19 protein-coding genes and 1 tRNA gene are annotated in these 20,558 nt (G+C 56.3%); 11 read left to right on the forward strand and 9 right to left on the reverse strand.

From position 1 onward, the window contains the following. Window positions 1-800: 800 nt before the first annotated feature. Entirely contained in the window at window positions 801-2,276 is a 1,476-nt protein-coding gene (gene tig / locus CFBP5473_RS08605; RefSeq protein WP_027673083.1) for a trigger factor, read from the reverse strand. Between the two features lie 187 nt (window positions 2,277-2,463). Beyond that, a tRNA-Leu gene (locus tag CFBP5473_RS08610) sits at window positions 2,464-2,548 on the reverse strand. A gap of 554 nt (window positions 2,549-3,102) precedes the next feature. Between CFBP5473_RS08610 and CFBP5473_RS08615 the strand changes: the two genes are divergently transcribed. The 3 genes from CFBP5473_RS08615 (at window position 3,103) to trmFO (ending at window position 5,462) form a co-directional block, all read left to right on the forward strand. Further along, window positions 3,103-3,249 carry a DUF1127 domain-containing protein gene (locus CFBP5473_RS08615; protein WP_084631348.1) on the forward strand — a complete coding sequence of 49 codons (147 nt, stop codon included), beginning with the start codon at window positions 3,103-3,105 and terminating at the stop codon, window positions 3,247-3,249. A gap of 317 nt (window positions 3,250-3,566) precedes the next feature. Continuing rightward, window positions 3,567-3,710, forward strand: coding sequence for a DUF1127 domain-containing protein (locus tag CFBP5473_RS08620; RefSeq protein ID WP_084631345.1), 144 nt, complete (start codon window positions 3,567-3,569; stop codon window positions 3,708-3,710). 276 nt (window positions 3,711-3,986) lie between these two features. Beyond that, window positions 3,987-5,462: a methylenetetrahydrofolate--tRNA-(uracil(54)-C(5))-methyltransferase (FADH(2)-oxidizing) TrmFO gene (trmFO, locus tag CFBP5473_RS08625; RefSeq protein WP_027673082.1), complete on the forward strand. Its 1,476-nt coding sequence runs from the start codon at window positions 3,987-3,989 to the stop codon at window positions 5,460-5,462. Here the strand turns inward: trmFO and CFBP5473_RS08630 are convergent. Next, window positions 5,408-5,902 (reverse strand): hypothetical protein, encoded by a 495-nt coding sequence (locus tag CFBP5473_RS08630; protein WP_234881741.1) that lies wholly within the window; start codon window positions 5,900-5,902, stop codon window positions 5,408-5,410. The two genes, trmFO and CFBP5473_RS08630, sit on opposite strands and share 55 nt — an antisense overlap. A gap of 400 nt (window positions 5,903-6,302) precedes the next feature. On the opposite strand from CFBP5473_RS08630, the gene CFBP5473_RS08635 reads away from it, so the two are divergent. Next, window positions 6,303-7,208 carry a hypothetical protein gene (locus CFBP5473_RS08635; RefSeq protein WP_136954335.1) on the forward strand — a complete coding sequence of 302 codons (906 nt, stop codon included), beginning with the start codon at window positions 6,303-6,305 and terminating at the stop codon, window positions 7,206-7,208. 91 nt (window positions 7,209-7,299) lie between these two features. After that, complete coding sequence (locus CFBP5473_RS08640) at window positions 7,300-8,151, forward strand: hypothetical protein (protein WP_027673080.1); 852 nt, start codon at window positions 7,300-7,302, stop codon at window positions 8,149-8,151. Window positions 8,152-8,316: 165 nt separating this feature from the next. Here the strand turns inward: CFBP5473_RS08640 and CFBP5473_RS08645 are convergent, their stop codons facing one another. The 4 genes from CFBP5473_RS08645 to yajC all read right to left on the reverse strand — a co-directional run bounded on the left by CFBP5473_RS08645 (window position 8,317) and on the right by yajC (window position 12,577). Further along, complete coding sequence (locus CFBP5473_RS08645; RefSeq protein ID WP_084631342.1) at window positions 8,317-9,189, reverse strand: phytoene/squalene synthase family protein; 873 nt, start codon at window positions 9,187-9,189, stop codon at window positions 8,317-8,319. Window positions 9,190-9,203: 14 nt separating this feature from the next. Continuing rightward, window positions 9,204-9,596: an Mth938-like domain-containing protein gene (locus CFBP5473_RS08650; RefSeq protein ID WP_027673078.1), complete on the reverse strand. Its 393-nt coding sequence runs from the start codon at window positions 9,594-9,596 to the stop codon at window positions 9,204-9,206. Further along, window positions 9,596-12,157: a protein translocase subunit SecDF gene (secDF, locus tag CFBP5473_RS08655; RefSeq protein ID WP_027673077.1), complete on the reverse strand. Its 2,562-nt coding sequence runs from the start codon at window positions 12,155-12,157 to the stop codon at window positions 9,596-9,598. The genes CFBP5473_RS08650 and secDF overlap by 1 nt, the downstream gene beginning before the upstream one ends. A 63-nt stretch (window positions 12,158-12,220) precedes the next feature. Next, complete coding sequence (yajC, locus tag CFBP5473_RS08660; RefSeq protein WP_027673076.1) at window positions 12,221-12,577, reverse strand: preprotein translocase subunit YajC; 357 nt, start codon at window positions 12,575-12,577, stop codon at window positions 12,221-12,223. A 233-nt stretch (window positions 12,578-12,810) separates the two neighbouring features. Between yajC and CFBP5473_RS08665 the strand changes: the two genes are divergently transcribed. Then, on the forward strand, window positions 12,811-13,683 hold the full coding sequence (locus CFBP5473_RS08665; protein ID WP_027673075.1) for an ATP-binding protein: 873 nt from the start codon (window positions 12,811-12,813) through the stop codon (window positions 13,681-13,683). Window positions 13,684-13,862: 179 nt separating this feature from the next. Then, on the forward strand, window positions 13,863-14,762 hold the full coding sequence (locus tag CFBP5473_RS08670; RefSeq protein WP_051441094.1) for a BAR domain-containing protein: 900 nt from the start codon (window positions 13,863-13,865) through the stop codon (window positions 14,760-14,762). 217 nt (window positions 14,763-14,979) lie between these two features. On the opposite strand, the gene dksA is transcribed toward CFBP5473_RS08670, so the two are convergent. Continuing rightward, complete coding sequence (gene dksA, locus CFBP5473_RS08675; protein ID WP_027673074.1) at window positions 14,980-15,399, reverse strand: RNA polymerase-binding protein DksA; 420 nt, start codon at window positions 15,397-15,399, stop codon at window positions 14,980-14,982. A gap of 269 nt (window positions 15,400-15,668) precedes the next feature. Here dksA and CFBP5473_RS08680 point away from each other — a divergent pair, with 269 nt between their 5' ends. The 4 genes from CFBP5473_RS08680 (at window position 15,669) to CFBP5473_RS08695 (ending at window position 19,518) form a co-directional block, all read left to right on the forward strand. Continuing rightward, complete coding sequence (locus CFBP5473_RS08680) at window positions 15,669-16,178, forward strand: SixA phosphatase family protein (RefSeq protein ID WP_027673073.1); 510 nt, start codon at window positions 15,669-15,671, stop codon at window positions 16,176-16,178. 107 nt (window positions 16,179-16,285) lie between these two features. Next, window positions 16,286-17,761, forward strand: coding sequence for a YcjX family GTP-binding protein (locus tag CFBP5473_RS08685; RefSeq protein WP_027673072.1), 1,476 nt, complete (start codon window positions 16,286-16,288; stop codon window positions 17,759-17,761). Further along, on the forward strand, window positions 17,758-18,849 hold the full coding sequence (locus tag CFBP5473_RS08690) for a YcjF family protein (protein ID WP_027673071.1): 1,092 nt from the start codon (window positions 17,758-17,760) through the stop codon (window positions 18,847-18,849). Before CFBP5473_RS08685 ends, CFBP5473_RS08690 begins: the two co-directional genes overlap by 4 nt. 114 nt (window positions 18,850-18,963) lie before the next feature. After that, window positions 18,964-19,518: a hypothetical protein gene (locus tag CFBP5473_RS08695; protein ID WP_027673070.1), complete on the forward strand. Its 555-nt coding sequence runs from the start codon at window positions 18,964-18,966 to the stop codon at window positions 19,516-19,518. Between the two features lie 522 nt (window positions 19,519-20,040). Here CFBP5473_RS08695 and folK read toward each other — a convergent pair. Next, window positions 20,041-20,556 (reverse strand): 2-amino-4-hydroxy-6-hydroxymethyldihydropteridine diphosphokinase, encoded by a 516-nt coding sequence (gene folK / locus CFBP5473_RS08700; RefSeq protein WP_037170610.1) that lies wholly within the window; start codon window positions 20,554-20,556, stop codon window positions 20,041-20,043. Window positions 20,557-20,558 lie beyond the last annotated feature (2 nt).

Consider the following 20,558-nt stretch of genomic DNA (forward strand, 5'->3'; position numbering starts at 1 on the left):
GATACCGGATCATGTCCACTGCTGTCCGGTTGAGACTTATGGGCTTGGCATAGGGTATTGAGTGCATTTCGCCTTTTGTAATCCGCAATTCGGACCGGCCAGTGCAACGCCAGCTGCGAATGTAGCAACGGCACTCCCACTCCCGTCATCCCGGACTTGATCCGGGATCCAGCCAGACCAAGTCCTTGGTCTGAAAAACTCTTTCGACGCGCAGACGCGCGCCTGCTGGACCCCAGCTCGAGGCCGGGGTGACGGGGGGAGGAAACGTTTTCGCCCAAAACGTACCTCAGTCAAACCAGGCAAGAATGCCCGTCCCGGGAATCTACCACGCTGCATCTGCAGAGGGGGATTTAGACCTCAGCGACAAACCCACTGCTGTCCGGTTTAGATTGTTGAGCCCTTTATACAAAGCCAGAGGTTTAAGGAGAGATGTTAAATCCACCCACCTCCGTCATCCTCGGCCTTGTGCCGAGGATCTACCAACGTCAACAAAATCAATCGGTTGCAGATCCTCGGGACAAGCCCGAGGATGACGGAGGTGGATTTTGCGACGCTCATCTCCCCCGGCAAATATCGTTCTCTCATCGACGTCCAGATCGCAAAAATATCCAAAATGAAGCAGCATAAGTAGATTAAGGCTACTCCGAAAATCTAAACCGAACAGCAGTGAGATAAACCCCAGAATGACGGCAGTGAAGAGCCGTTAATCAGTTAGAACTTTGGGCAAATAATAACCCCAACAACAAAAAAGGCCGCAGCTTTCGCCACGGCCTTTCAGAAACATCAATGAGAAGAGCAGATTACTCTGCGTCGCCTTCTGCTGCCTTCTTCTTGGCAGGGGCCTTCTTCTTCGGAGCGGCTTCTTCGCCTTCAGCGGCGTCTACCTTGGCAGCGGCCTTCTTCTTGGCGGGGGCCTTCTTCTTGGTGTCGGCGCCTTCTTCAGCGTCGTCAGCCAGAAGCTCTTCCTTGGAAACGGTCTTGTCCGTAACGGAGATTTCGGTCAGCAGCTTGTCGATGACCTTTTCTTCGAAGATTGGAGCGCGGAGCGAAGCGGAAGCGCCGGGCGTGTTGCGGAAGAAATCGAGGATTTCCTTCTGCTGGCCAGGGAACTGCTGCAACTGCTGGAACAGCGCGCGCTGCATTTCTTCTTCGGTAACTTCAACGCCAGCCTTCTCGCCGATTTCGGAGAGAACGAGGCCGAGACGAACGCGGCGCTCAGCAAGCTTGCGATACTCTTCGCGTGCTTCTTCTTCCGTGGTGTCTTCGTCAGCAAAAGTCTTGCCGGACTGTTCCAGATCGGTGTTGATCTGACGCCAGATGTTGTCGAACTCTGCGTCTACGAGGCCAGTAGGCGTTTCGAACTTGTAGAGTTCGTCGAGCTGGTCGAGAATCTGACGCTTTACCTTCTGGCGGGTGATGTTGCCATACTGGCTTTCGATCTGGCCGCGAACGATTTCCTTGAGCTTTTCAGCGGATTCGAGGCCGAGCTTGGTTGCCAGTTCGTCGTTGATTTCAACGTCGGCAGCGGCAGCCACTTCCTTGACGGTGATGTCGAAGGTGGCTTCCTTGCCTGCCAGTTCAGCAGCCGGATATTCAGTCGGGAAGGTAACGGTGATCTGCTTCTCGTCGCCAGCCTTGACGCCGACCAGTTGGTCTTCGAAGCCCGGAATGAAGCGACCGGAGCCGATAACCAGCTCTGCATCTTCAGCAGCACCGCCATCGAATGCAACGCCATCGACCTTGCCGAGATAGTTCATGGTGACGCGGTCGCCTTCAGCGGCCTTGCCCTTCTTGGTCTCGTAGGTGCGGGCGCTTTCAGCGATCTTGAGGATCTGCTCGTTGATTTCGTCTTCCGAAACTTCAACGACTTCGCGCGTTACCTTGATACCGTCATTCGACTTCAGTTCGATTGCCGGGATGATTTCGTAAGCGAGGTTGAATTCGAAATCGGCTTCGGCAGACAGAATCTTTTCAGCTTCTTTTTCGTCTTCCGTCATGGAGATTGCAGGCTGCGTTGCAGACTTTTCGCCACGGCTGGAGATGATTTCCGAAGGCTTGTCGCGAACGAGTTCGTTGACGAGATCTGCCATGATGGACTTGCCATACATCTTCTTCAGATGAGCAGCGGGCACCTTGCCGGGGCGGAAGCCGTTAATGCGGACCTTGTCCTTGGCGTCAGCGAGGCGCTCGTCCAGGCGAGCCTTCATGTCAGCGGCCGGAATGACGACCTTGATTTCGCGCTTCAGCCCTTCAGCGAGCGTTTCGATAACCTGCATTTTCATACCTTCACATCATGGCGGCGGTGCTCAGACAGCCGTTGGTTTACTTTCGAGCACAGCGCCGGAACCTAAATTCACCGGCCGTGGCTATAAAACTTGCATGCACAGGCGCGTTGCGGTGCAATTGTGCCTGAGCCAGGGAAACCGTAAAGCAAAACACTTCACCCTGTTTCCCGGCGATTTATGGTGCGGGTAGAGGGACTCGAACCCCCACAACTCTCGTCGCCAGAACCTAAATCTGGTGCGTCTACCAATTCCGCCATACCCGCGCTCTTTAAATCCACATAAACAACATCTGGCACATGAGGCCTTCCGGAGCGCGGCGTCTCTATATCATCCGTTTTCAGCAGCGCAAAGGAAAAATGAAGCCATACACGGCCTATTTCCATGGCTTCCAGACGCATACATGACAATAATGCGAATGCCGAAGCTGGAAATTCGCCAACCTCCCCTGCCCAACTCGCGAAGCGACCGAGAATCGCCTTTGGCTCAACAGGTGCCAACTTAGCCGGAGAAATATCGCAACGTCTTTAAATATGCAGGCGCATTAAACCTGGAGCGACGGCACAAGCATTACGTGCATCAACGGCATTCCATGCATCAATCGATATAAGAATACTCACAAATCCTGCTAAAATGGCGTCGAATTATGCATTCATTAACGAAATTACACAGGATTCATCGCTTGACCTGCGTACAGCGCATAGGTGGCATCTTTCTTTGTCTGTTTTTGTTCCCGCTAAAACGATTATATTCGGGCTCAGCAAACAAGTTCAGAGCCGATCCCAAGCGGCGCTGACAGACCGAACCAAGGATGAAGACCATGAACATTGCACGCTCGCTGAACAACTGGCGCAAGTATCGTCAGACCGTAACTGAACTTGGCCGCATGAGCGACCGCGAACTGAACGACCTCGGCATTGGCCGCAACGACATCCGTCGCGTTGCCCGCACCGCCGTCGGCATCTAATATCTGACTGGCGGCAAATGCCGCCGGGTTGAGATACCTCCCAAAAGGCCTTGAGCTCTCGCTCTGGGCCTTTTCTTTTGTCTGCTTTTCAAGCGCTTTTCGTCCGCTCTCAATCGCTCAAAAAATGCGCAATCAATCTTAGAAGATGCAAAATTAGCCGACACATTGCACAAATGCATGGCAGTCGCTCAAAATCTGCACTCCAAATCAGGGCTGTCGATATGTATATACACATCAACAGCCGAGAGCGCAGATGACCAGCGGCCCGGCAGGCAGAATTCAAAGATCAAAACAAGTCAAAGATTGAGGAAACACCCATGAACCCGCTCCGCATTGCAAAGAACTGGATCAGCTACCGTCGTACCCTTAACGAACTCGGCAGCCTCTCCAACCAGGCCCTCAGCGATATCGGCCTGACCCGTTACGACATCCGTAACGTTGCTGCCCGTTCGTTCCGCTAATCAGCGTCAAGACGTTACCCGACAGGCTGACCTCCCACGGACATCGGGTAACTGAGCGATAGGCAATTGAAACGGCGCCATTGGCGCCGTTTTCGATTCTCACTGCACCTCCATTGGCTATAGGCTTGTCGAGACCGGGTGGAAAATGTTTGGCGGTCGGCACCGCTCGTGATACTGCATCCCGCAAAACGCCTCCTGATGTGAGGCTCAAGCCAATCCAACACAGATGGTCGACCCGTTGCACATACTAGTGCCGGTTGGCGATGCGAGCGTGCGATGCAAGACAAGAAGAATTCTCCCATTCACGTCATCGGCGGCGGTCTCGCCGGTTCGGAAGCTGCATGGCAGATAGCGCAGGCCGGTGTTCCCGTTATTCTGCATGAAATGCGCGGCGTGCGCGGTACGGATGCTCACAAGGGCGATGGACTTGCCGAACTCGTTTGCTCCAATTCTTTCCGTTCCGATGATGCGACCGCCAATGCCGTGGGCGTCATCCATGCGGAAATGCGCCTTGCCGGCTCACTGATCATGGCCTGCGCGGATAAGCATCAGGTTCCGGCTGGCGGTGCGCTTGCCGTGGACCGCGATGGCTTTTCCGATGCTGTTACGGCAGAACTCGAAGCGCATCCGCTCGTCACCATCGTCCGCGAGGAAGTTTCCGGCCTGCCGCCTAAGGAGTGGGGCAACACCATCATCGCGACGGGGCCTCTTACCTCGCCGGATCTCGCTTCCGCAATTCAGGCAGAGACGGGCGAAGATGCCCTCGCCTTTTTCGATGCCATCGCGCCGATCGTTCATCGCGACAGCATCAACATGGATATCTGCTGGTATCAATCGCGCTACGACAAGGTTGGCCCCGGCGGAAACGGCAAGGATTACATCAATTGCCCGATGACGCAGGAGCAGTATTACGCCTTCATCGACGCATTGATCGCCGGGGATACGGTCGGCTTCAAGGAGTGGGAAGGCACGCCCTATTTCGATGGCTGCCTGCCAATCGAGATCATGGCCGAGCGCGGTCGCGAAACGCTGCGCCACGGCCCCATGAAGCCGATGGGCCTGACCAACGCGCATAACCCGACAGTGAAGGCTTATGCCGTGGTTCAACTGCGCCAGGACAATGCTCTGGGCACGCTTTACAACATGGTCGGCTTCCAGACGAAGCTGAAATATGGCGCGCAGGCGGAAGTCTTCCGTATGATTCCGGGCCTCGAAAATGCGGAATTTGCGCGCCTCGGCGGCCTGCACCGCAACACCTATATCGATTCGCCACGCCTGCTCGATCCTTCGCTGAAGCTGAAGTCTCGTCCAGATATACGCTTTGCCGGGCAGATCACCGGCTGCGAAGGCTATGTGGAAAGCGCATCCATCGGGCTTCTGACGGGCCGCTTCGCCAGCGCGGAGCAGAAGGGAGAAGCTGTCAGCCTCCCGCCAGCCACGAGCGCATTGGGCTCACTTTTGAACCACATCACCGGCGGCCATCTCTCCACCGATGAAGAGGCGGGTAAGCGCTCGTTCCAGCCGATGAACATCAATTTCGGCCTGTTCCCGGAGCTCGCGCCAGGCTCCATCGTCAAGCCGGAAGGCGTTAAGCGCTTTCGCGGCAAGGACAAGACCATCATGAAGCGGCAGTTGATGGCCATGCGCGCACTCAACGATTGCGCGGCATGGCTCGGCGTCGAACCGCCTGTCTTCAATCAGGTCGATGGGGAAGACGAAGGCGAAAGCGTCGTTTCGGGCTCCGCTGCCTGATCTGCCCGGGGCTCCGGCTCGGCTGCTTCCAGAAAGCTACCGAGCAACCAGAGCGACACTTCCGCAGCCTCGCCCACGGTTCTGAAGCGATATGAACCGCTATATTTCGGACTATCCGCAAAGGTGACGACGAAACCGTCACCCGTTTCCAGATGCTCGACGCGAATGCACTCGGGATCCAGCAGCATGCAGACATAATGCGACCCCATGTTGCGCATGAAGCCCGCCTTATTGTCGTGCAAGCGCACGAACACGGCATTTCCATCCGCCGTCATATGCAGGCTTCGGATCGCCTCAATCGGAAACGCCCGGGCAAAATCAAGAATCGCCTGCCCCGTATCGTGACGACTATCGTCATCCGAGTCGCGCCTCATGCGCCATACGTAATAGGCAAATACGCATAGCGGGATGAGGATGATGATCCAGACCGTCAGATTCATCGATGTCGCTCCATGGGCGGCAAGTTAGGTCACGGCGCAGATTGCACCAAAGCTAATCCCGATTCTTAAGGGCCAAGGCTTGCGTGAGCGTGGAGCGATACGATTTCGCCGACGGTTGGAAACCAAGGCTTGGCTTCACGCCCATCCGCGTCGCAGACGATCAGGAAATCAGGAATCTATCGAGAAGATAGGCAGTTCCCGGTGCGTTTGCAGATCAAAATAATATTTCGATTTGTTATAAAAACACTGCGCTAATATCTCATTATATTCAGTACTTACGCAGGAAACGTGAGAATGCACGCTATCAAACATAGTTGCATCCACGCTTGCGCTGCAATGATAAGTGTAATATTGTAATAACTAAGAAAACAACTTCAATTGGCATTAAAGAATTTGCCAATTGGTTTTTAAAGTAAAAATGGAAAAAATGGGAAATATATTATTCTCTATTACAGTAGATGATCGCCCGGATTTACTGCGGCGACAGATTGAGAATCTGAATCATTTTTGCCCCAATTCGTTCGTGTGCGTTCACTTAGCAGCCAATGCGCAGTTTACTCGTCATGAGTTGTCCACCTATGTCAATTTAGACAACATCATCGTCAATCCGCTTTCTTACGAGGTATTGCCGAAAAAAGGGTGCCTGCATGCGCATGTGAGCAATTTTCGTTACGCAATCGAGCAAGGTGTCGATTTCGACAAAATCCTGCTCTGCTCGCCTAATGAACTGCTCTTACGTCACGGTCTTTCCGAACATCTCGCGAAACACGCCTTGGGAACTCAGATCGAGCTTTTCGATGCAGTCGAGACGTTCGAAAGCTGGTCGATATTCCGCGAAGAAACGCTGGCTTTCCCAGAGATCGAGAAATTCCTTTCAACGCTTGGGCTTCCGGTATTCGCTGGAGGACAGGCCGAAGGTCAATTCTTCAAGAAGACGATTTTTCAGTCGCTGGAACGCATTTTTTTGGATAATTTTCCGCTCGCACCCTGCGGCTTTCCAAGCGAGCAGATCGTTCCCGCAACGATCGCTATGTGTTATGGCATGAACGGCGGCGATGTGGCTATGCCGATTACATTCATCGATCATAGCTCTCACGTCCAGGTTTCTGACGAGATCGTCTCTATGATTCAGACAGGAAAAGGCGCGATTTACGCGCCTGGAAAAGCTAAGTCGCTTCGCCCCATCCATATTGGCTCCGGCGTTTTGAAGGACATCTTCGCGATTAGCTGCACTGACTCGGGCGGTTACGATCCCTGGGAAAAGCTTCACAAGCAGGCATCAGAAGGCCGCGAGGCCATAAGTTAGCTCGAGTATCGATGCAGAGCCTTGCGGCTATGCCGTTCCGTAAACTTCATCAGCATGATCCATTTTCCTGTTACTGAATCGAACTTCTTCAATGGCTGCTAAAATTCTATTTTCTTTGCCTGTACATGAAATGCCCGAAATCGTTCGGGATCAGATTGAGAATATCAATTACTTCTGCCCCGGCTCTTATATCTGCATTCACGTCTCAGCGGGGTCCGTAGACCTGCTTGATGATTTCCGTCGGGAATGCAATTTCGAGAACGTGTTCATTAATCCCAGCTCATATGAAACTCGGTGGAACGAAGGACTGATGCATACTCATGTCAGCAACTTTCTCCACGCATTGGAAAGAGGTGCGGTGTTCGACAAGATTGTCATGATCTCGTCCAATGAACTCCTCGTTAAAAAGGGTCTGGCGGACCATGTTTCGCGATATGTGATGGGATGCCATACTCAGATGTATGATATGACCGCAGATTGGGGAGGCTTCCGCACAGACGTAGCAAGCGATCATCGCGTCAGAAGTTTTCTTAACAGCGTGAACTTGCCATGCTTTTTTGCCGGTCAGGCAGAGGGCCAGTTCTACAGCACCCGGATATTCTCCAGAATTGTCCGCCTCTACATTTCCCACTTCCCGATGACTCCGTGTGGGTTCAACACCGAAGAAGTCATACCGCCAACGGTGGCGGCCAGTCTCGCCGCGAGTGGGATCGATTTCGCGCTTCCAATCACCTTATGCGATTATTGCACAAGCGCGCTTATTACGCCCGAGCTGATCGATCAGGTTCGGCAGGGGCGCGGCTCGCTCTATGCTCGTAAAGTTCCAAGGTCCATGCGCTCGCCGCATGTGAACCTGTCCGTTCTCGATAGCGTATTCAGCGTAAAGCGTATACCGCGAAAGGATTGCGAGTTACGCCGGTATGTGAAGAGCCTCATGATCTGATACGCCAATCGCGTGGCGGAATCGCTTGATGGAGCTACTGCATTGGTGGCGGCGCATTTGCGATACAAGTTGCGCTTGTGACTGCGGGGTTGGAGCGTTTCCCTGTTAAATGGAAACGCTCTAAATTCAGTACGAGATCGACTAATTCGAAACCGATCTCAAAATTTAAAAACGCTTTAGATAAGCCGCTTTAGCCAACAGCCAGTGGCGGCGTAAAAGTGGGAGCTGGATATCGCGGTCCAGAAGCCCGGCGCCTGCGTTACGGGCTTTGCTCAGCACGGGGCCGACGAGCGCGACGGGTGTGAATGCGGGTGCCAGAGAAGTGGGAAATGGTGACTGTCTTGCCTTGTTCAGATGATCCTGCGCGTGGGCGCAGAAAATCTCTATGACGGCCTTGATCCTGTCCTTGTCCGCACCTTCAAGGAAGCTCTCTCGATCTAGCCCGGTTGCTGCCAGCATGTCTTGCGGAACATAGACCTGACCGCGGCGGCGATGAAGGGGCATGAGAAGCAGCATGCCTGCCATGGCCTGCGCCACACCGGCATGGCCGGCCGTTTCCGCGTTACGCGCCGCGTCTTGCGGCGAAAGGACGATGCTGGCCAGCTGGATCAGGGCGGAGGCGGTTTCGCCCGCGTAACCTTCCAGCGCGTTGCGATTTTCGAACATGTCGTCGTAGAGATCGAATATCCGCGCCTCGATCATATTGATCAGCGTCTGGCGCGGTAGATTATGTTTGGCGATGGTATCCCGAAGTGCGGCGGCTATCGGATGGCGATGGCTGTCGCCATGGGCGTTGCCTTCGAGCAAATCCCGCCACCACTGCATGCGAACTTCGCCGGGTAGCGGCTCCCGCACCGTATCGCGAATACGGGCAATTTCGGCATTGAAAGCGTAAAGCGCTGCAAGCGAGGCACGATACTCTTCCGGTGCAAGCAGGCAGGCCAGATATCTGTCGCGATCCATGTCGCGCAGCATGTTCAGGCATGTGCCCGCATCAGCGCTTTTGTCAGCCTCGCCGCCAGCGACTTGCTCCGTCATGGATAACCGTTCTTTCAGCCTTCGACGGCAATCAGCGCAGCGGCAACCGCCCGTGATTCCGAAAGCATGATGTTGTATGTTCTTACCGCAGCACCCGTGCTCATCGGGTCGACCGAGATGCCTGCGTCCTTCAGGGCCGCTTTCAGCTCTTTCGGAACGACCCGCATCGAGTCACCCATCCCGATCAACAGAAACTCGATGTCGGCGGCCTGTTCCAGAACCTTGGCAAAATCTTCTACGGTAAGCTTGGCGTCCTGGGTCGCGTCCCAGCCGTGAATGCCGGATGGCAGGCACAGGAGAGAGCCTCTGTGCGACATATCCGCAAAGCGAAACCCGCCATTACCATAGGCATCGATGGGCGCCCGGCCGGGAAAATGGGCCGGGCGTATCTCAATTCCGCCAGCCATCAGACCGCCGGTTTGCCGTTGAGGGCGGGCTTGGTATTGGACTTTTCGTCCTCAGTATCATCGCCGCTAGGACGAAGCTTGAAGGCGATCAGCACAGGCGCTGCGATGTAGATGGACGAGAACACGCCGATACCGACACCGAAGAGCATGGCGAAGGTGAAGGAACGAATGACTTCACCGCCGAACAGATAGAGCGACAGCAGCGCGAGCATGACGGTCAGACCCGTCAGGATCGTGCGCGAGAGCGTCTGGTTCAGCGATACGTCGATGATCATGGACAGCGGCATCTTCTTGTATCGCCGCAGGTTTTCTCGGACACGGTCATAGATGACGACCGTGTCGTTGAGCGAGTAACCGATGATCGTCAGGATTGCCGCGATGCTGGTGAGGTTGAATTCGATCCCCAGGAACACGAACAGGCCGATGGTAAACACCACGTCGTGTACCATGGAGATGATCGCGCCGAGCGCGAACTGCCACTCGAACCGGACCCAGATGTAGGCCATGATCGCGACCATGGCGAGCGCGATACCGATGGTGGACGTGAAGGTCAGATCGCCGGAAACCGCGGGACCGACAACTTCAACGCGACGGAAGTCGTATTTGTCCTCCAGCTCGCCACGGACCATGGTGATCGCAGACTGCTCGGCATTTTCGCCGCCTTCCTGCGCCTGAATGCGGATCAGCGCATCCTGCGGAGAACCGAAGCTCTGCGCCTGCACTTCACCAAGATTGAGGCCGCTCAGCTTTTCGCGAATATCCGCCAGATCGGCAGGGCCGCTCTTGGACTGTACTTCAATGATCGAGCCACCCTGGAAGTCGATGCCGAGGTTCAGACCCTTGGTAACGAAGCCGCCGATGCAGACCGCCATGATGACGCCGGTGATGCCGAACACGATGCGGCGATACCGCATGAACGGAATGTCCTTGGCGTCGAAAATGCCGGTGCGAACACCCTTAGGCAGATGCTTCGGACGGCTGCGACGAACCCAGACGCCGAACAGCCAGGCAGTCAGCGTATAGGCGGTAAAGACGGTGGTCAGAATACCGATTGCGAGTGTTACCGCAAAGCCCTTGACCGGGCCCGTGCCCATGTAGAACAGCACGCTGGCAACGATGAAGGTCGTCAGGTTGGCGTCGATAATCGTCGCGAAGGCTCGGGTAAAGCCGTTTTCCAGCGATGAGATCAGCGGTTTTCCGCTTCGCACTTCTTCACGTATGCGTTCATAAATCAGAACGTTCGAGTCGACTGCCATACCGATGGTCAAGACGATACCGGCAATACCCGGCAGGGTCAGCGTCGATCCGATGATACTGAGCACCGCCAGCAGCATCACGATGTTGACGATAAGGGCGATGTTCGCCAGCAGGCCGAAGAAGCCGTAGAAGACGAACATGAAGATGACGACGCCGACCGCGCCGATGGCGGATGCAGTCAGACCGGCAGTGATCGAATCGTTACCGAGGCTCGGGCCAACGGTGCGTTCTTCAACCACCGTCAGAGTAGCCGGAAGCGCACCAGCGCGCAGAAGCACGGCCAGATCGTTTGCACCCTGAACGGTGAAGTTACCCGAAATCTGGCCGGAACCGCCGATGATGGGTTCGCGAATGACGGGCGCGGAAATGACCTGATTATCGAGAACGATGGCGAAAGGCTTACCGACATTCTGCTGCGTGGCCTGCGCAAAGCGCTGGGCACCGCGGCTATCGAAGCGGAAAGTAACGACCGGCTCGTTGTTCTGCTGGTTGAAGCTTGCCTGCGCGTCAACGAGGTTGTCACCCGATACGAGCGCACGGCGCTCAACGAGATAAGGAACCGGCGGATCATCCTGCGAATAGAGAACTTCCGACGTAGCCGGAGGACGGCCATTGATGGCTTCCTGCGCTGGCATCGTCGTATCGACCATGCGGAAGGACAGCTTCGCAGTCTGGTTCAACAGCGACTTCAGACGCTGAGGATCCTGAAGACCCGGAACCTGAACGATGATGCGGTCATTGCCCTGACGCTGGATCAAAGGCTCGGTGGTGCCGAGTTCGTCCACGCGGCGGCGAACGACTTCGATGGACTGGGAAACGGCCGAAGACAGGCGGTAATCGATACCCTCATCCGTCAGGTTGAGGCGAAGCAGATTGTCTCCGCCATCGCTCATCGAGACTTCCGTTACCGAATGGCCAACAAGCGTACCGGCGGAAACCGGCTGCGTCAGATCGCGAAGCGCGTTCTTGGCCGCTTCATATTGCGCGGGATCGCTGATGCGCACCTGAATCTGCTGGCCGTTGCCGGCTAGGCCGGAGTAACGGATGTTGGCATCACGCAGCTGCGCACGCACATCGCCGACGATGGTTTCGAGACGTTCCTTGACGATATCGGAACGCTCGATCTTGAGCATGATGTGGGAGCCACCCTGAAGGTCGAGACCGAGCGTCACCTTATTATGCTTGTACCAGTTCGGCATGCTCTCCAACTGCTTGTCGGTGAACAGGTTTGGCGAAGCGATGACGACGCTTATCAGCACGGCCAGCCAGATAAAGGCTGTTTTCCAGCGGGAAAAATGAAGCATTTCGGTCTCGGTCTTGTTTGGGTGTGAAAACCCAGGCTGCGTTATTCCGCAGCCTGCTTATTATTATTTCGCGTTTGCAGGAGCTTCGGTCTTAACCGGCTCACCCTTTACGCGCACTTCGGCAATGTAGGAGCGCGATGCGCGGACCTTGACGCCTTCGGCGATTTCCACTTCGAGTTCATTGTCGTCGATGACCTTGGTCACCTTGCCGACGATGCCGCCACCCAGGACGACCTGATCACCACGACGAACCGAGGAAAGCGTTTCCTGACGCTTCTTCATCTGCGCGCGCTGCGGGCGGATAAGGAAAAAATACCATACCACCATGAGAGGCGCAAAAAGGAAAAGCATCTCAAGGCCAGACCCAAGAGCTGACGGTGCGCCTGCTGCATCCTGAGCAAAGGCTTGGCTAATGAACATAAAAAACTCCTCAGATTTCGGACGCAGTCTCAGCCACGGCCAGCTTTCAAGCCGCCGGAATATAGTTGCGATCCCCTAGAATGCAACAGAAAGAGACTGCCCCGCGTACCGTTTCCACGCCTCATAACCTTTCGGCAACGGAAACACCATGCTACCCCGCCCAAATTCTATGCCTATACAGCCTCTATACCGGCCAGCCGCCGGGAGGTGACAGCCCGCAAGGAGCCTTGACCATGACGCCTGAAGAAACCAATGCGCTCGTGCTTTCAGAACTTCGCCGTCTTGCGGATGCGGTGGAGCGGCTCGCAGGCCCGGCACCTGCGGCAAACGACTGGAATAGCGCCGATTGCTTCGTCTGGGTTCCCGCAAACGCCTGGCTGCAGCCCGTGAAACGGCCGAACAGGATAGCATTGAAGCTGATCCGGGGTGTCGACCATGTGCGCGACATTCTGCATGAAAACACGCTTCGTTTTGCCGAAGGCTTCGCTGCCAACAATGTTTTGTTGTGGGGCGCGCGCGGCATGGGAAAATCCTCGCTGGTCAAAGCCGTTCACGAAGACGTGCGAGCGGCAAGCGGTGTTTCGCTGAAGCTTGTGGAGGTTCACCGGGAGGATATCCACACCCTCCCCGCACTTCTCGACATACTGAAGTCCACAGAACACAGAATCATTCTCTTCTGCGACGACCTCTCCTTCGACCATGACGATACCGCTTATAAATCGCTGAAGGCGGCTCTCGATGGCGGCATTGAAGGCCGCCCGGACAATGTGCTTTTCTATGCCACCTCCAACCGCCGTCACCTTTTGCCGCGCCATATGATGGAGAACGAGCAGTCCACCGCAATCAACCCGTCGGAAGCCGTGGAAGAGAAAGTGTCGTTGTCGGATCGCTTTGGCCTCTGGCTCGGCTTCCACAAATGCAGCCAGGATGATTATCTGACCATGATCGACGGTTACGCCGAGCATTTCGATCTGGGGCTAAGCCGTGAGGTTCTGCACCATGAGGCGCTGGAATGGGCCACCACCCGTGGCGGTCGCTCAGGGCGCGTGGCATGGCAATATATTCAGGATGCGGCAGGCAGATTGAGAAAGCCGTTGAACCGGTAAATTCGTACCGAAAGTCTCTTTAAGCAGAGCCCGCATCGTTACAGTCGAAACCTTATTGTTTCAGTTGCTTAGCATCCACTGCTGCTTGATTAGTATTTTCGTTTTTGCTTTGGAACAAAGACATTGAAAGCCCGTTGCTCGCATACGCGACTACCGCGTTACGAACAGGAGAGTCTTCAATGGCTGAAGAAGTAAGATATGCAGCAGCCCCGGCTGGCGTACGCGGCGCGTTATTGCCGCAACCTACTACTCGCATTTCCTGGGGCGGCGTTTTTGCCGGCGTTGCAGTTGCATTGACCTTGCACTTGCTTCTCAACCTATTAGGCGTCGCCATTGGCGCGGGTGTCATCGATCCAGCGCAAAATGACACGCCATCGGCAATGTCGCTTTCCACCGGGTCCGTCATCTGGGTCATCGCAAGCGGCATTATCGCAGCCTTCATCGGCGGTTATGTCGCAAGCCGCATGTCCGGTCGTGCGTCCCGCTCCACCGGCGCGCTGCATGGCTTGACCACATGGGCAGTCACGACCCTCGTCGTCTTCTATATGCTGACGACATCTGTCGGCGCCCTCGTCGGCGGCGCGTTTACCGGCGTCACCAGCGTTTTCTCCGGCGCAGGCTCCACCATCGCGACAGCGGCAACGGCAGCGGCCCCTTCCATCGCCAACGCCACGGACCCTGTATCGACCATCGAACAGCGCATTCGTGAAGCAAGCGGCGGCAACGATCCGCAGGCGCTGCGCGATGCTGCCGTCAGCGCCGTTCGTGCGGTTCTGACCGGCGATCAGGCCCAGGCCGAAGACGCCCGCAACCGCGCCGCCGATGCACTGGCCCGCGCTCAAGGCATCCCGGTCGATCAGGCCCGCCAGCAGGTAACGGACTATGAAAACCAGTATCGCCAGGCCGTAGAACAGGCCAAGACCCGCGCGACGGAAGCCGCACAGGCAACGGCAACCGCCGTCTCCGCCGCCTCCTACGTCGCCTTCGGCGCCCTCATCATCGGCGCCGTCGCCGCCCTCTTCGGCGGCAGCATCGGTGCTGCACGCGCTGAACGCGAGCGTGAAGTGGTTATCGAGTAACAGATAGGGATTTCACTCGACTGCTTATAGACCCGTCGCACCAAGCGGCGGGTTTTCTTAATTCAATGAGAATGAGATCGGTTACAGTCAGCGCACGCCGCCACGAGACGTCAGCGCCCTCGGATCATAAAGGCGACATGTAGCCCTTAGATGTAAAAAGAAAACAGGCCGCGTCGTTTCCGACACGGCCTGCAAACCATAAGAATGTAGAAGTCACTCACTCGTCGCGATAGACTTTTTCGCGGCGTTCGTGGCGTTCCTGGGCTTCGATGGAGAGCGTGGCGATGGGGCGGGCGTCTAGGCGCTTGATGCCGATGGGCTCGCCGGTTTCTTCGCAGTAGCCGTATGTTCCATCTTCGATACGCTGAAGTGCTGCATCGATCTTGGAGATCAATTTGCGCTGGCGGTCGCGGGCACGAAGTTCGATTGCTCTGTCTGTCTCAGAAGATGCCCGGTCTGCGAGATCGGGATGATTGGCGCTTTCCTCTGCGAGATGACCTAAGGTCTCGCGCGCTTCTCTTAATATGTCGTTTTTCCAGCCGACCAGCTTCGCCCGAAAGTAGGCTCGCTGATTGGTGTTCATGAACTCGTCGCTTTCCGAGAGCACATAATTGCTAAGATCGATCTTCTCACTCAACGCGATTCTCCTCGAAGAACATCTCACATGGCGCGGGTATACTCCAATGCCGTGTGGCCGTTCAAGTCTGCAGAACGATTTTCATGCATTTTTAAATCTGTCACAAAAATCAGCTAAACGATTATTTTTTATGCTTTATTGGCAAAACACGAATTATTTCTTCAATCACATTATCTGGACTTGCCTATACAGAGAGGCACTTGCGGCATCCCAGTCTAGTCCTGTAAAGCTGAGCTCCGATCTTCACAACCGCATGGGATGCTCCGGAAATGCCAGTGCTGCAACCACAACCTTTCCGGCTTTATCTGCTGCGCCATGCGCAAGCCGCATGGGCTAATCCGGGTGAGCGAGACTTCGACCGGAAGCTGGACGACAAGGGTTACTCCCAGGCGGAGTTGATTGCCGACCGCGCCGCCGACAAGGGCTACAAGCCAGATCTTATCCTCAGCTCCACCGCCACGCGCTGCCGCGAAACGACGGATGCGCTGAGACGGGCTTTCAACGAGTCCGTGGAAATCTCCTATGTGGATGAGATGTATAATGCGCAGCCGGAAACCTATCTGGCTCTCATTCTCGGCCAGCAGGATATCGGCTCCCTCATGCTCGTAGGTCACAATCCGACGATGGAAGGCACGGTGGAAGCGCTGATCGGGCACGAAGCATTGGAGGCTGCCCTGCCCGATGGCTTCCCCACGGCGGGCCTTGCCATGCTGGATGCATCAGCGGGAAGCGACGGTGAAACGCTGGAATGGCGTTTCGTTGAATTCCTGTCCCCGTAACGCGCCAGCGGCATCCAACCAAAACTTTCCGGCCTTCGCTTCTTTTTTGAGCATGCGACTTCCCTATATATTTTTCGAAAGCCGAATATTTTTGTGGGAAACCGTCATTGCCGCCATCCCTAACGTCCATCACCGACAGCGCGCTGATCGCAATCGATAACCTCGCGGATCGCGCGAGCGCCTTGACAAACCCGACATTGAGGCTTGGCGTTACCGGGCTATCGCGCGCTGGCAAGACCGTGTTCATCTCCTCGCTGGTGCATAACCTCTTGAATGGTGGGCGTTTGCCGCTGTTCGAGGCAATTCGTTCGGGTCGCGTTTCCAATGTGCGACTGGAGCCGCAGCCGGACGATGCCATCCCCCGCTTCCAGTATGAGGACCATATTCAGGCGCTGGTGCGTGATCGTATCTGGCCGGATTCCACCCGCGCTATCTCAGAGCTTCGCATCACGCTGGATTACCAGAGCGCAAGCGGCTGGGGCCGCTGGTTTTCGCCGGGCCGCCTGTCAATCGATATCGTGGATTATCCGGGTGAGTGGCTGCTGGACCTGCCACTTTTAACGCAGGACTACAAGACTTTTAGCGATAGCACCGTTGCACTTGCGAAGACTGGCATTCGGGCGGAACTTGCGCGTGAGTGGCTGCAGATCGCCTCTTCCATCGATATCGATGCTCCCGCTGATGAGATGACCGCGCGGCGTTTGGCGGAAAGCTTTGCCGCCTATCTCAAGGCCTGCAAATCCGACGAGCGCTCGCTTTCCACTCTGCCGCCGGGGCGGTTTCTGATGCCCGGTGATCTGGAAGGCTCGCCTGCCCTCACCTTCTCGCCGCTGCCCGGACTGACTGATGAGAAAGCGCCGAAAGGCTCGCTCCGCGCCATGATGGAGCGGCGCTATGAGGCTTATAAATCCATCGTCGTGAAGCCGTTCTTTCGCGAGCATTTTGCCCGGCTGGATCGACAGATCGTGCTGATCGATGCGCTTCAGGCGGTCAATCGAGGGCCGGAGGCCGTGCAGGATCTAGAGCGCGCCTTGGGCGATGTGCTGACCTGTTTCCGGCCCGGCAAGAACAGCCTGCTTTCATCTCTGGTCGGGCGGCGCATCGACAAGGTTCTGGTCGCCGCAACCAAGGCAGACCATCTGCATCATGAAAGCCATGACAGGCTTGAGAGCCTGACACGGCGTCTGGTCGACCGCGCAATCACGACCATTGGAATGACGGGAGCTGGCATCGAGGTGATGGCGCTGGCTTCGGTGCGCGCGACAAAGGAAGCGAGCGTACGGCAGGATGGCCATGCACTGCCGGTGATCGTCGGTACGCCGATTGCTGGCGAAACCATCAATGGCGAAATGTTCGACGGCAACCGCTCGACCGCCATTTTCCCCGGCGATTTACCGGAAGACCCGGAACCGCTGTTTCGCCAGATCGATACTGAGGGTGCAAGCGCCGACCTGCCGGATGTCAATGTCATCCGCTTTCGCCCGCCGAAGCTTGAAGAGACCTCTGGCGGCGTGAAGCTTTCGGTTCCGCATATCAGGCTGGATCGCGCCATGCAGTTCCTGTTTGGAGACAAGCTCGCATGAAAGACGATAACAACGGTTCCTCCCGCCGCCCCACCGCATTCACGCTGGAAAACGAAGCGACCACGGATCATCGCGCATCCGCCATGAAACGTCCGCCGCGCAGCTTCGATGCGGAAGTTTCCATGGTGCCGGAGGCAGAAGACCCGTTTCTTGCCCCTGAAGAAATCGACGCCGCACCACTTCCCGTCGCTGAACCGCGCAAGCACCGCTTTTCCTTCGGTAAGCTTGCCATGAGCGCTTTCGGCGTTCTTCTGTCCCTCGCCTTCGGGCTTTGGGCGGACCAACTGATCCGTGACCTGTTCTCACACTCGGACTGGCTTGGGTACACAGCGACGGTGGCTCTTATCGTCGCTTTAGGCGCAGTTCTTGCGCTTGTTGCGCGCGAGGTGTTCGGCATCATGCGGCTGAATGCCGTACAATCACTGAAGACGGATGCGGAAGAAGCTGCTGCACAGAAGAAGCCGACTGCCGCACGCGCCGTGATCAGCCGCCTGACAGCCGTTTTGTCTCACCGGGCGGAGACAGCACGCGGACGAGCAGCCTTGAAGGACACGGAAAACGATGTCATCGACGGGCCACATCTGATCGAACTTGCCGAACGCGAGCTTTTGAGCCCGCTGGACCGGCAGGCGCGCGCGCTCATTCTCAACTCCTCAAAACGGGTTTCCGTTGTCACAGCCGTCAGCCCGCGTGCGATCGTGGACCTTGCCTATGTCCTGTTCGAAGTGACGAGGCTCGTCCGCTCCATGGCCGAGCTTTACGGCGGCCGTCCCGGTACGCTCGGCATGATCCGCCTCTTGCGGGACGTGATTGCCCATCTTGCCGTGACCGGCTCTATTGCCGTGGGCGATGGCCTCGCTCAGCAGGTGCTGGGACACGGCCTTGCCTCGCGGCTTTCAGCGCGTTTGGGCGAAGGTGTCATCAATGGCCTGATGACGGCACGCATAGGAATCGCGGCGATGGACCTCTGCCGCCCGCTACCCTTCCGGGCGCTCAAGCGGCCGGGCATCAGCGATTTCATGTCGGATCTGACGCCCGATCTGAAGGGTGGAAAGAACAGCGAAAAGCCTTGGATTCAAGGGGCCTGAGGCCCCAAAAGGTTACAATTCATTATCCTTATTTTGCTCAAATAAACCATCCATTAACCATTCGCGACATAGATTGCTCCCACACAAAGCGGCTTATTCGCCAGGGAAAGTATCATGTATTCGCGCTTCTTTTCGCTTCTGGGCGGACTTGCCGCCGTTATGTCCGTTAGCGGCGGGCTTGCAGTTTCCGACGTGCAGGCGGCTTCGCGTGACGACGTATTTTTCGGCTCCGTTGCAGGCGCATGGTCCGGCCCCGGCGAGATCGTCGCGGGCAAATACAAGGGCACGAAATTCACCTGTGATCTGACCGGCGAATCGCTGGGCGACAAGGAAACCGGCATCAAGCTCGGCGGCACCTGCCGCGTCGGCGTGTTCAAGCAGCCCATGTCCGCAGTCATATCCAAAAAGGGCAGCAGCTACGAAGGCAAGTTCCTCGACGGCTCCGATGGCAAAGGTCTGGACATCGTCTCCGGCCAGGTCAGCGGCGACAAGGTTGTCGTGGGCATCAACCGCGCCAAGCTGAATGGCGTGATGGTTGCCCGCGTTGCCAACGACAACTCCATGAACATCACCATCTCCGTGAAGGTGGCCGACCAGATGATCCCGGTCATCGGCCTGACACTCGCTCGCGGCATCGATAATCTGCCGGTTGGATCTATCAAGCCTTAAGTATTCTGAAGAGCTTAGAGGTTGGCTGCAGCTTTGCGGTCTGTCCTAGTACGTTCTCTTTCCGTCGTACTGGGACCGATGAGGATATCAAAGCCCACTTGCGTTATGCTCGACCCAAGCCCGCTACCGTCCGGTTGAGATTTATCGACTTGATATAGGGTTTTGATTGCATTTCGTTTTTTGTACTCTGTACGAATTCGGACTCGCCAGTGCAACGCTGGCTGTGAACGTGGCAACGCCAATACCCACTTCCGTCATACCGGACTTGATCCGGCATCCAGTCAGACCAAGTCCTTGGTCTGAAAAACCCTTTTGACGCGCAGACGCGCGTCTGCTGGACCCCGCATCAAGTGCGGGGTGACGGCTGGGGGAGCTGTTCTCGCCCCAAACCACCATCTCAGTTTAAACCGGACAGCAGTGGCTCGATGCCGAGGATGACGGTCGAGATTGGATTCGCCGCTTCTCCTCAAGTCTCTTTTGTCGCTGGTAGGTGCTCGGAATCCTAAGCCGGACAGCCCCGCATCAACTGCGGGGTAACTGCACCGAAAGCGACTCTGGCCAAGCATCTACCCGAACAATCCCCGCCTTATCAGCATCCGCCAGCCACTCGCCAACCCGCCTGCCCTTCACCACCAAATCCGGTGCGATATCGGCAAGTGGCATTAGCACGAAGGCGCGTTCCGTCATTCGTGGGTGGGGAATTTCGACGCGGGTGGTGGTGATAGTCTGGTCGCCATAGGTGAGCACATCGATATCGATGGTGCGCGGTCCCCAGCGTTCGATGCGCACGCGCTTCATGCCGCGTTCGATATCGAGACAGAGATCGAGCAGTGCTTCTGCGGAGAGCGATGTTTCGATCATGGTGCAGCAGTTGAAAAAGTCGGCCTGATCCGTCTTTCCCCAAGGCGGCGTCTTATAGAGGTGTGAGACCGCAACGAGGCGGCATGCTTCGTGAGCATCCAGAGCAGTCAACGCCTGCGCCATAGCCGCCGGTGGATCGCCGATGTTGCCGCCGAGGCCCAGCGTCGCCGCTATCATCT

Origin of the sequence: Agrobacterium larrymoorei (assembly GCF_005145045.1) — a bacterium.
Lineage (GTDB): Bacteria > Pseudomonadota > Alphaproteobacteria > Rhizobiales > Rhizobiaceae > Agrobacterium > Agrobacterium larrymoorei.

Bases quoted from the DNA above. Each gene is read 5' to 3' on its own strand.
- tig (WP_027673083.1), bottom strand. From the start codon at position 2,276: ATGCAGGTTATCGAAACGCTCGCTGAAGGGCTGAAGCGCGAAATCAAG.
- CFBP5473_RS08615 (WP_084631348.1), top strand. From the start codon at position 3,103: ATGAACATTGCACGCTCGCTGAACAACTGGCGCAAGTATCGTCAGACC.
- CFBP5473_RS08620 (WP_084631345.1), top strand. From the start codon at position 3,567: ATGAACCCGCTCCGCATTGCAAAGAACTGGATCAGCTACCGTCGTACC.
- trmFO (WP_027673082.1), top strand. From the start codon at position 3,987: ATGCAAGACAAGAAGAATTCTCCCATTCACGTCATCGGCGGCGGTCTC.
- CFBP5473_RS08630 (WP_234881741.1), bottom strand. From the start codon at position 5,902: ATGAATCTGACGGTCTGGATCATCATCCTCATCCCGCTATGCGTATTT.
- CFBP5473_RS08640 (WP_027673080.1), top strand. From the start codon at position 7,300: ATGGCTGCTAAAATTCTATTTTCTTTGCCTGTACATGAAATGCCCGAA.
- CFBP5473_RS08645 (WP_084631342.1), bottom strand. From the start codon at position 9,189: ATGACGGAGCAAGTCGCTGGCGGCGAGGCTGACAAAAGCGCTGATGCG.
- CFBP5473_RS08650 (WP_027673078.1), bottom strand. From the start codon at position 9,596: ATGGCTGGCGGAATTGAGATACGCCCGGCCCATTTTCCCGGCCGGGCG.
- secDF (WP_027673077.1), bottom strand. From the start codon at position 12,157: ATGCTTCATTTTTCCCGCTGGAAAACAGCCTTTATCTGGCTGGCCGTG.
- yajC (WP_027673076.1), bottom strand. From the start codon at position 12,577: ATGTTCATTAGCCAAGCCTTTGCTCAGGATGCAGCAGGCGCACCGTCA.
- CFBP5473_RS08665 (WP_027673075.1), top strand. From the start codon at position 12,811: ATGACGCCTGAAGAAACCAATGCGCTCGTGCTTTCAGAACTTCGCCGT.
- CFBP5473_RS08670 (WP_051441094.1), top strand. From the start codon at position 13,863: ATGGCTGAAGAAGTAAGATATGCAGCAGCCCCGGCTGGCGTACGCGGC.
- CFBP5473_RS08680 (WP_027673073.1), top strand. From the start codon at position 15,669: ATGCCAGTGCTGCAACCACAACCTTTCCGGCTTTATCTGCTGCGCCAT.
- CFBP5473_RS08690 (WP_027673071.1), top strand. From the start codon at position 17,758: ATGAAAGACGATAACAACGGTTCCTCCCGCCGCCCCACCGCATTCACG.
- CFBP5473_RS08695 (WP_027673070.1), top strand. From the start codon at position 18,964: ATGTATTCGCGCTTCTTTTCGCTTCTGGGCGGACTTGCCGCCGTTATG.
- folK (WP_037170610.1), bottom strand. From the start codon at position 20,556: ATGATAGCGGCGACGCTGGGCCTCGGCGGCAACATCGGCGATCCACCG.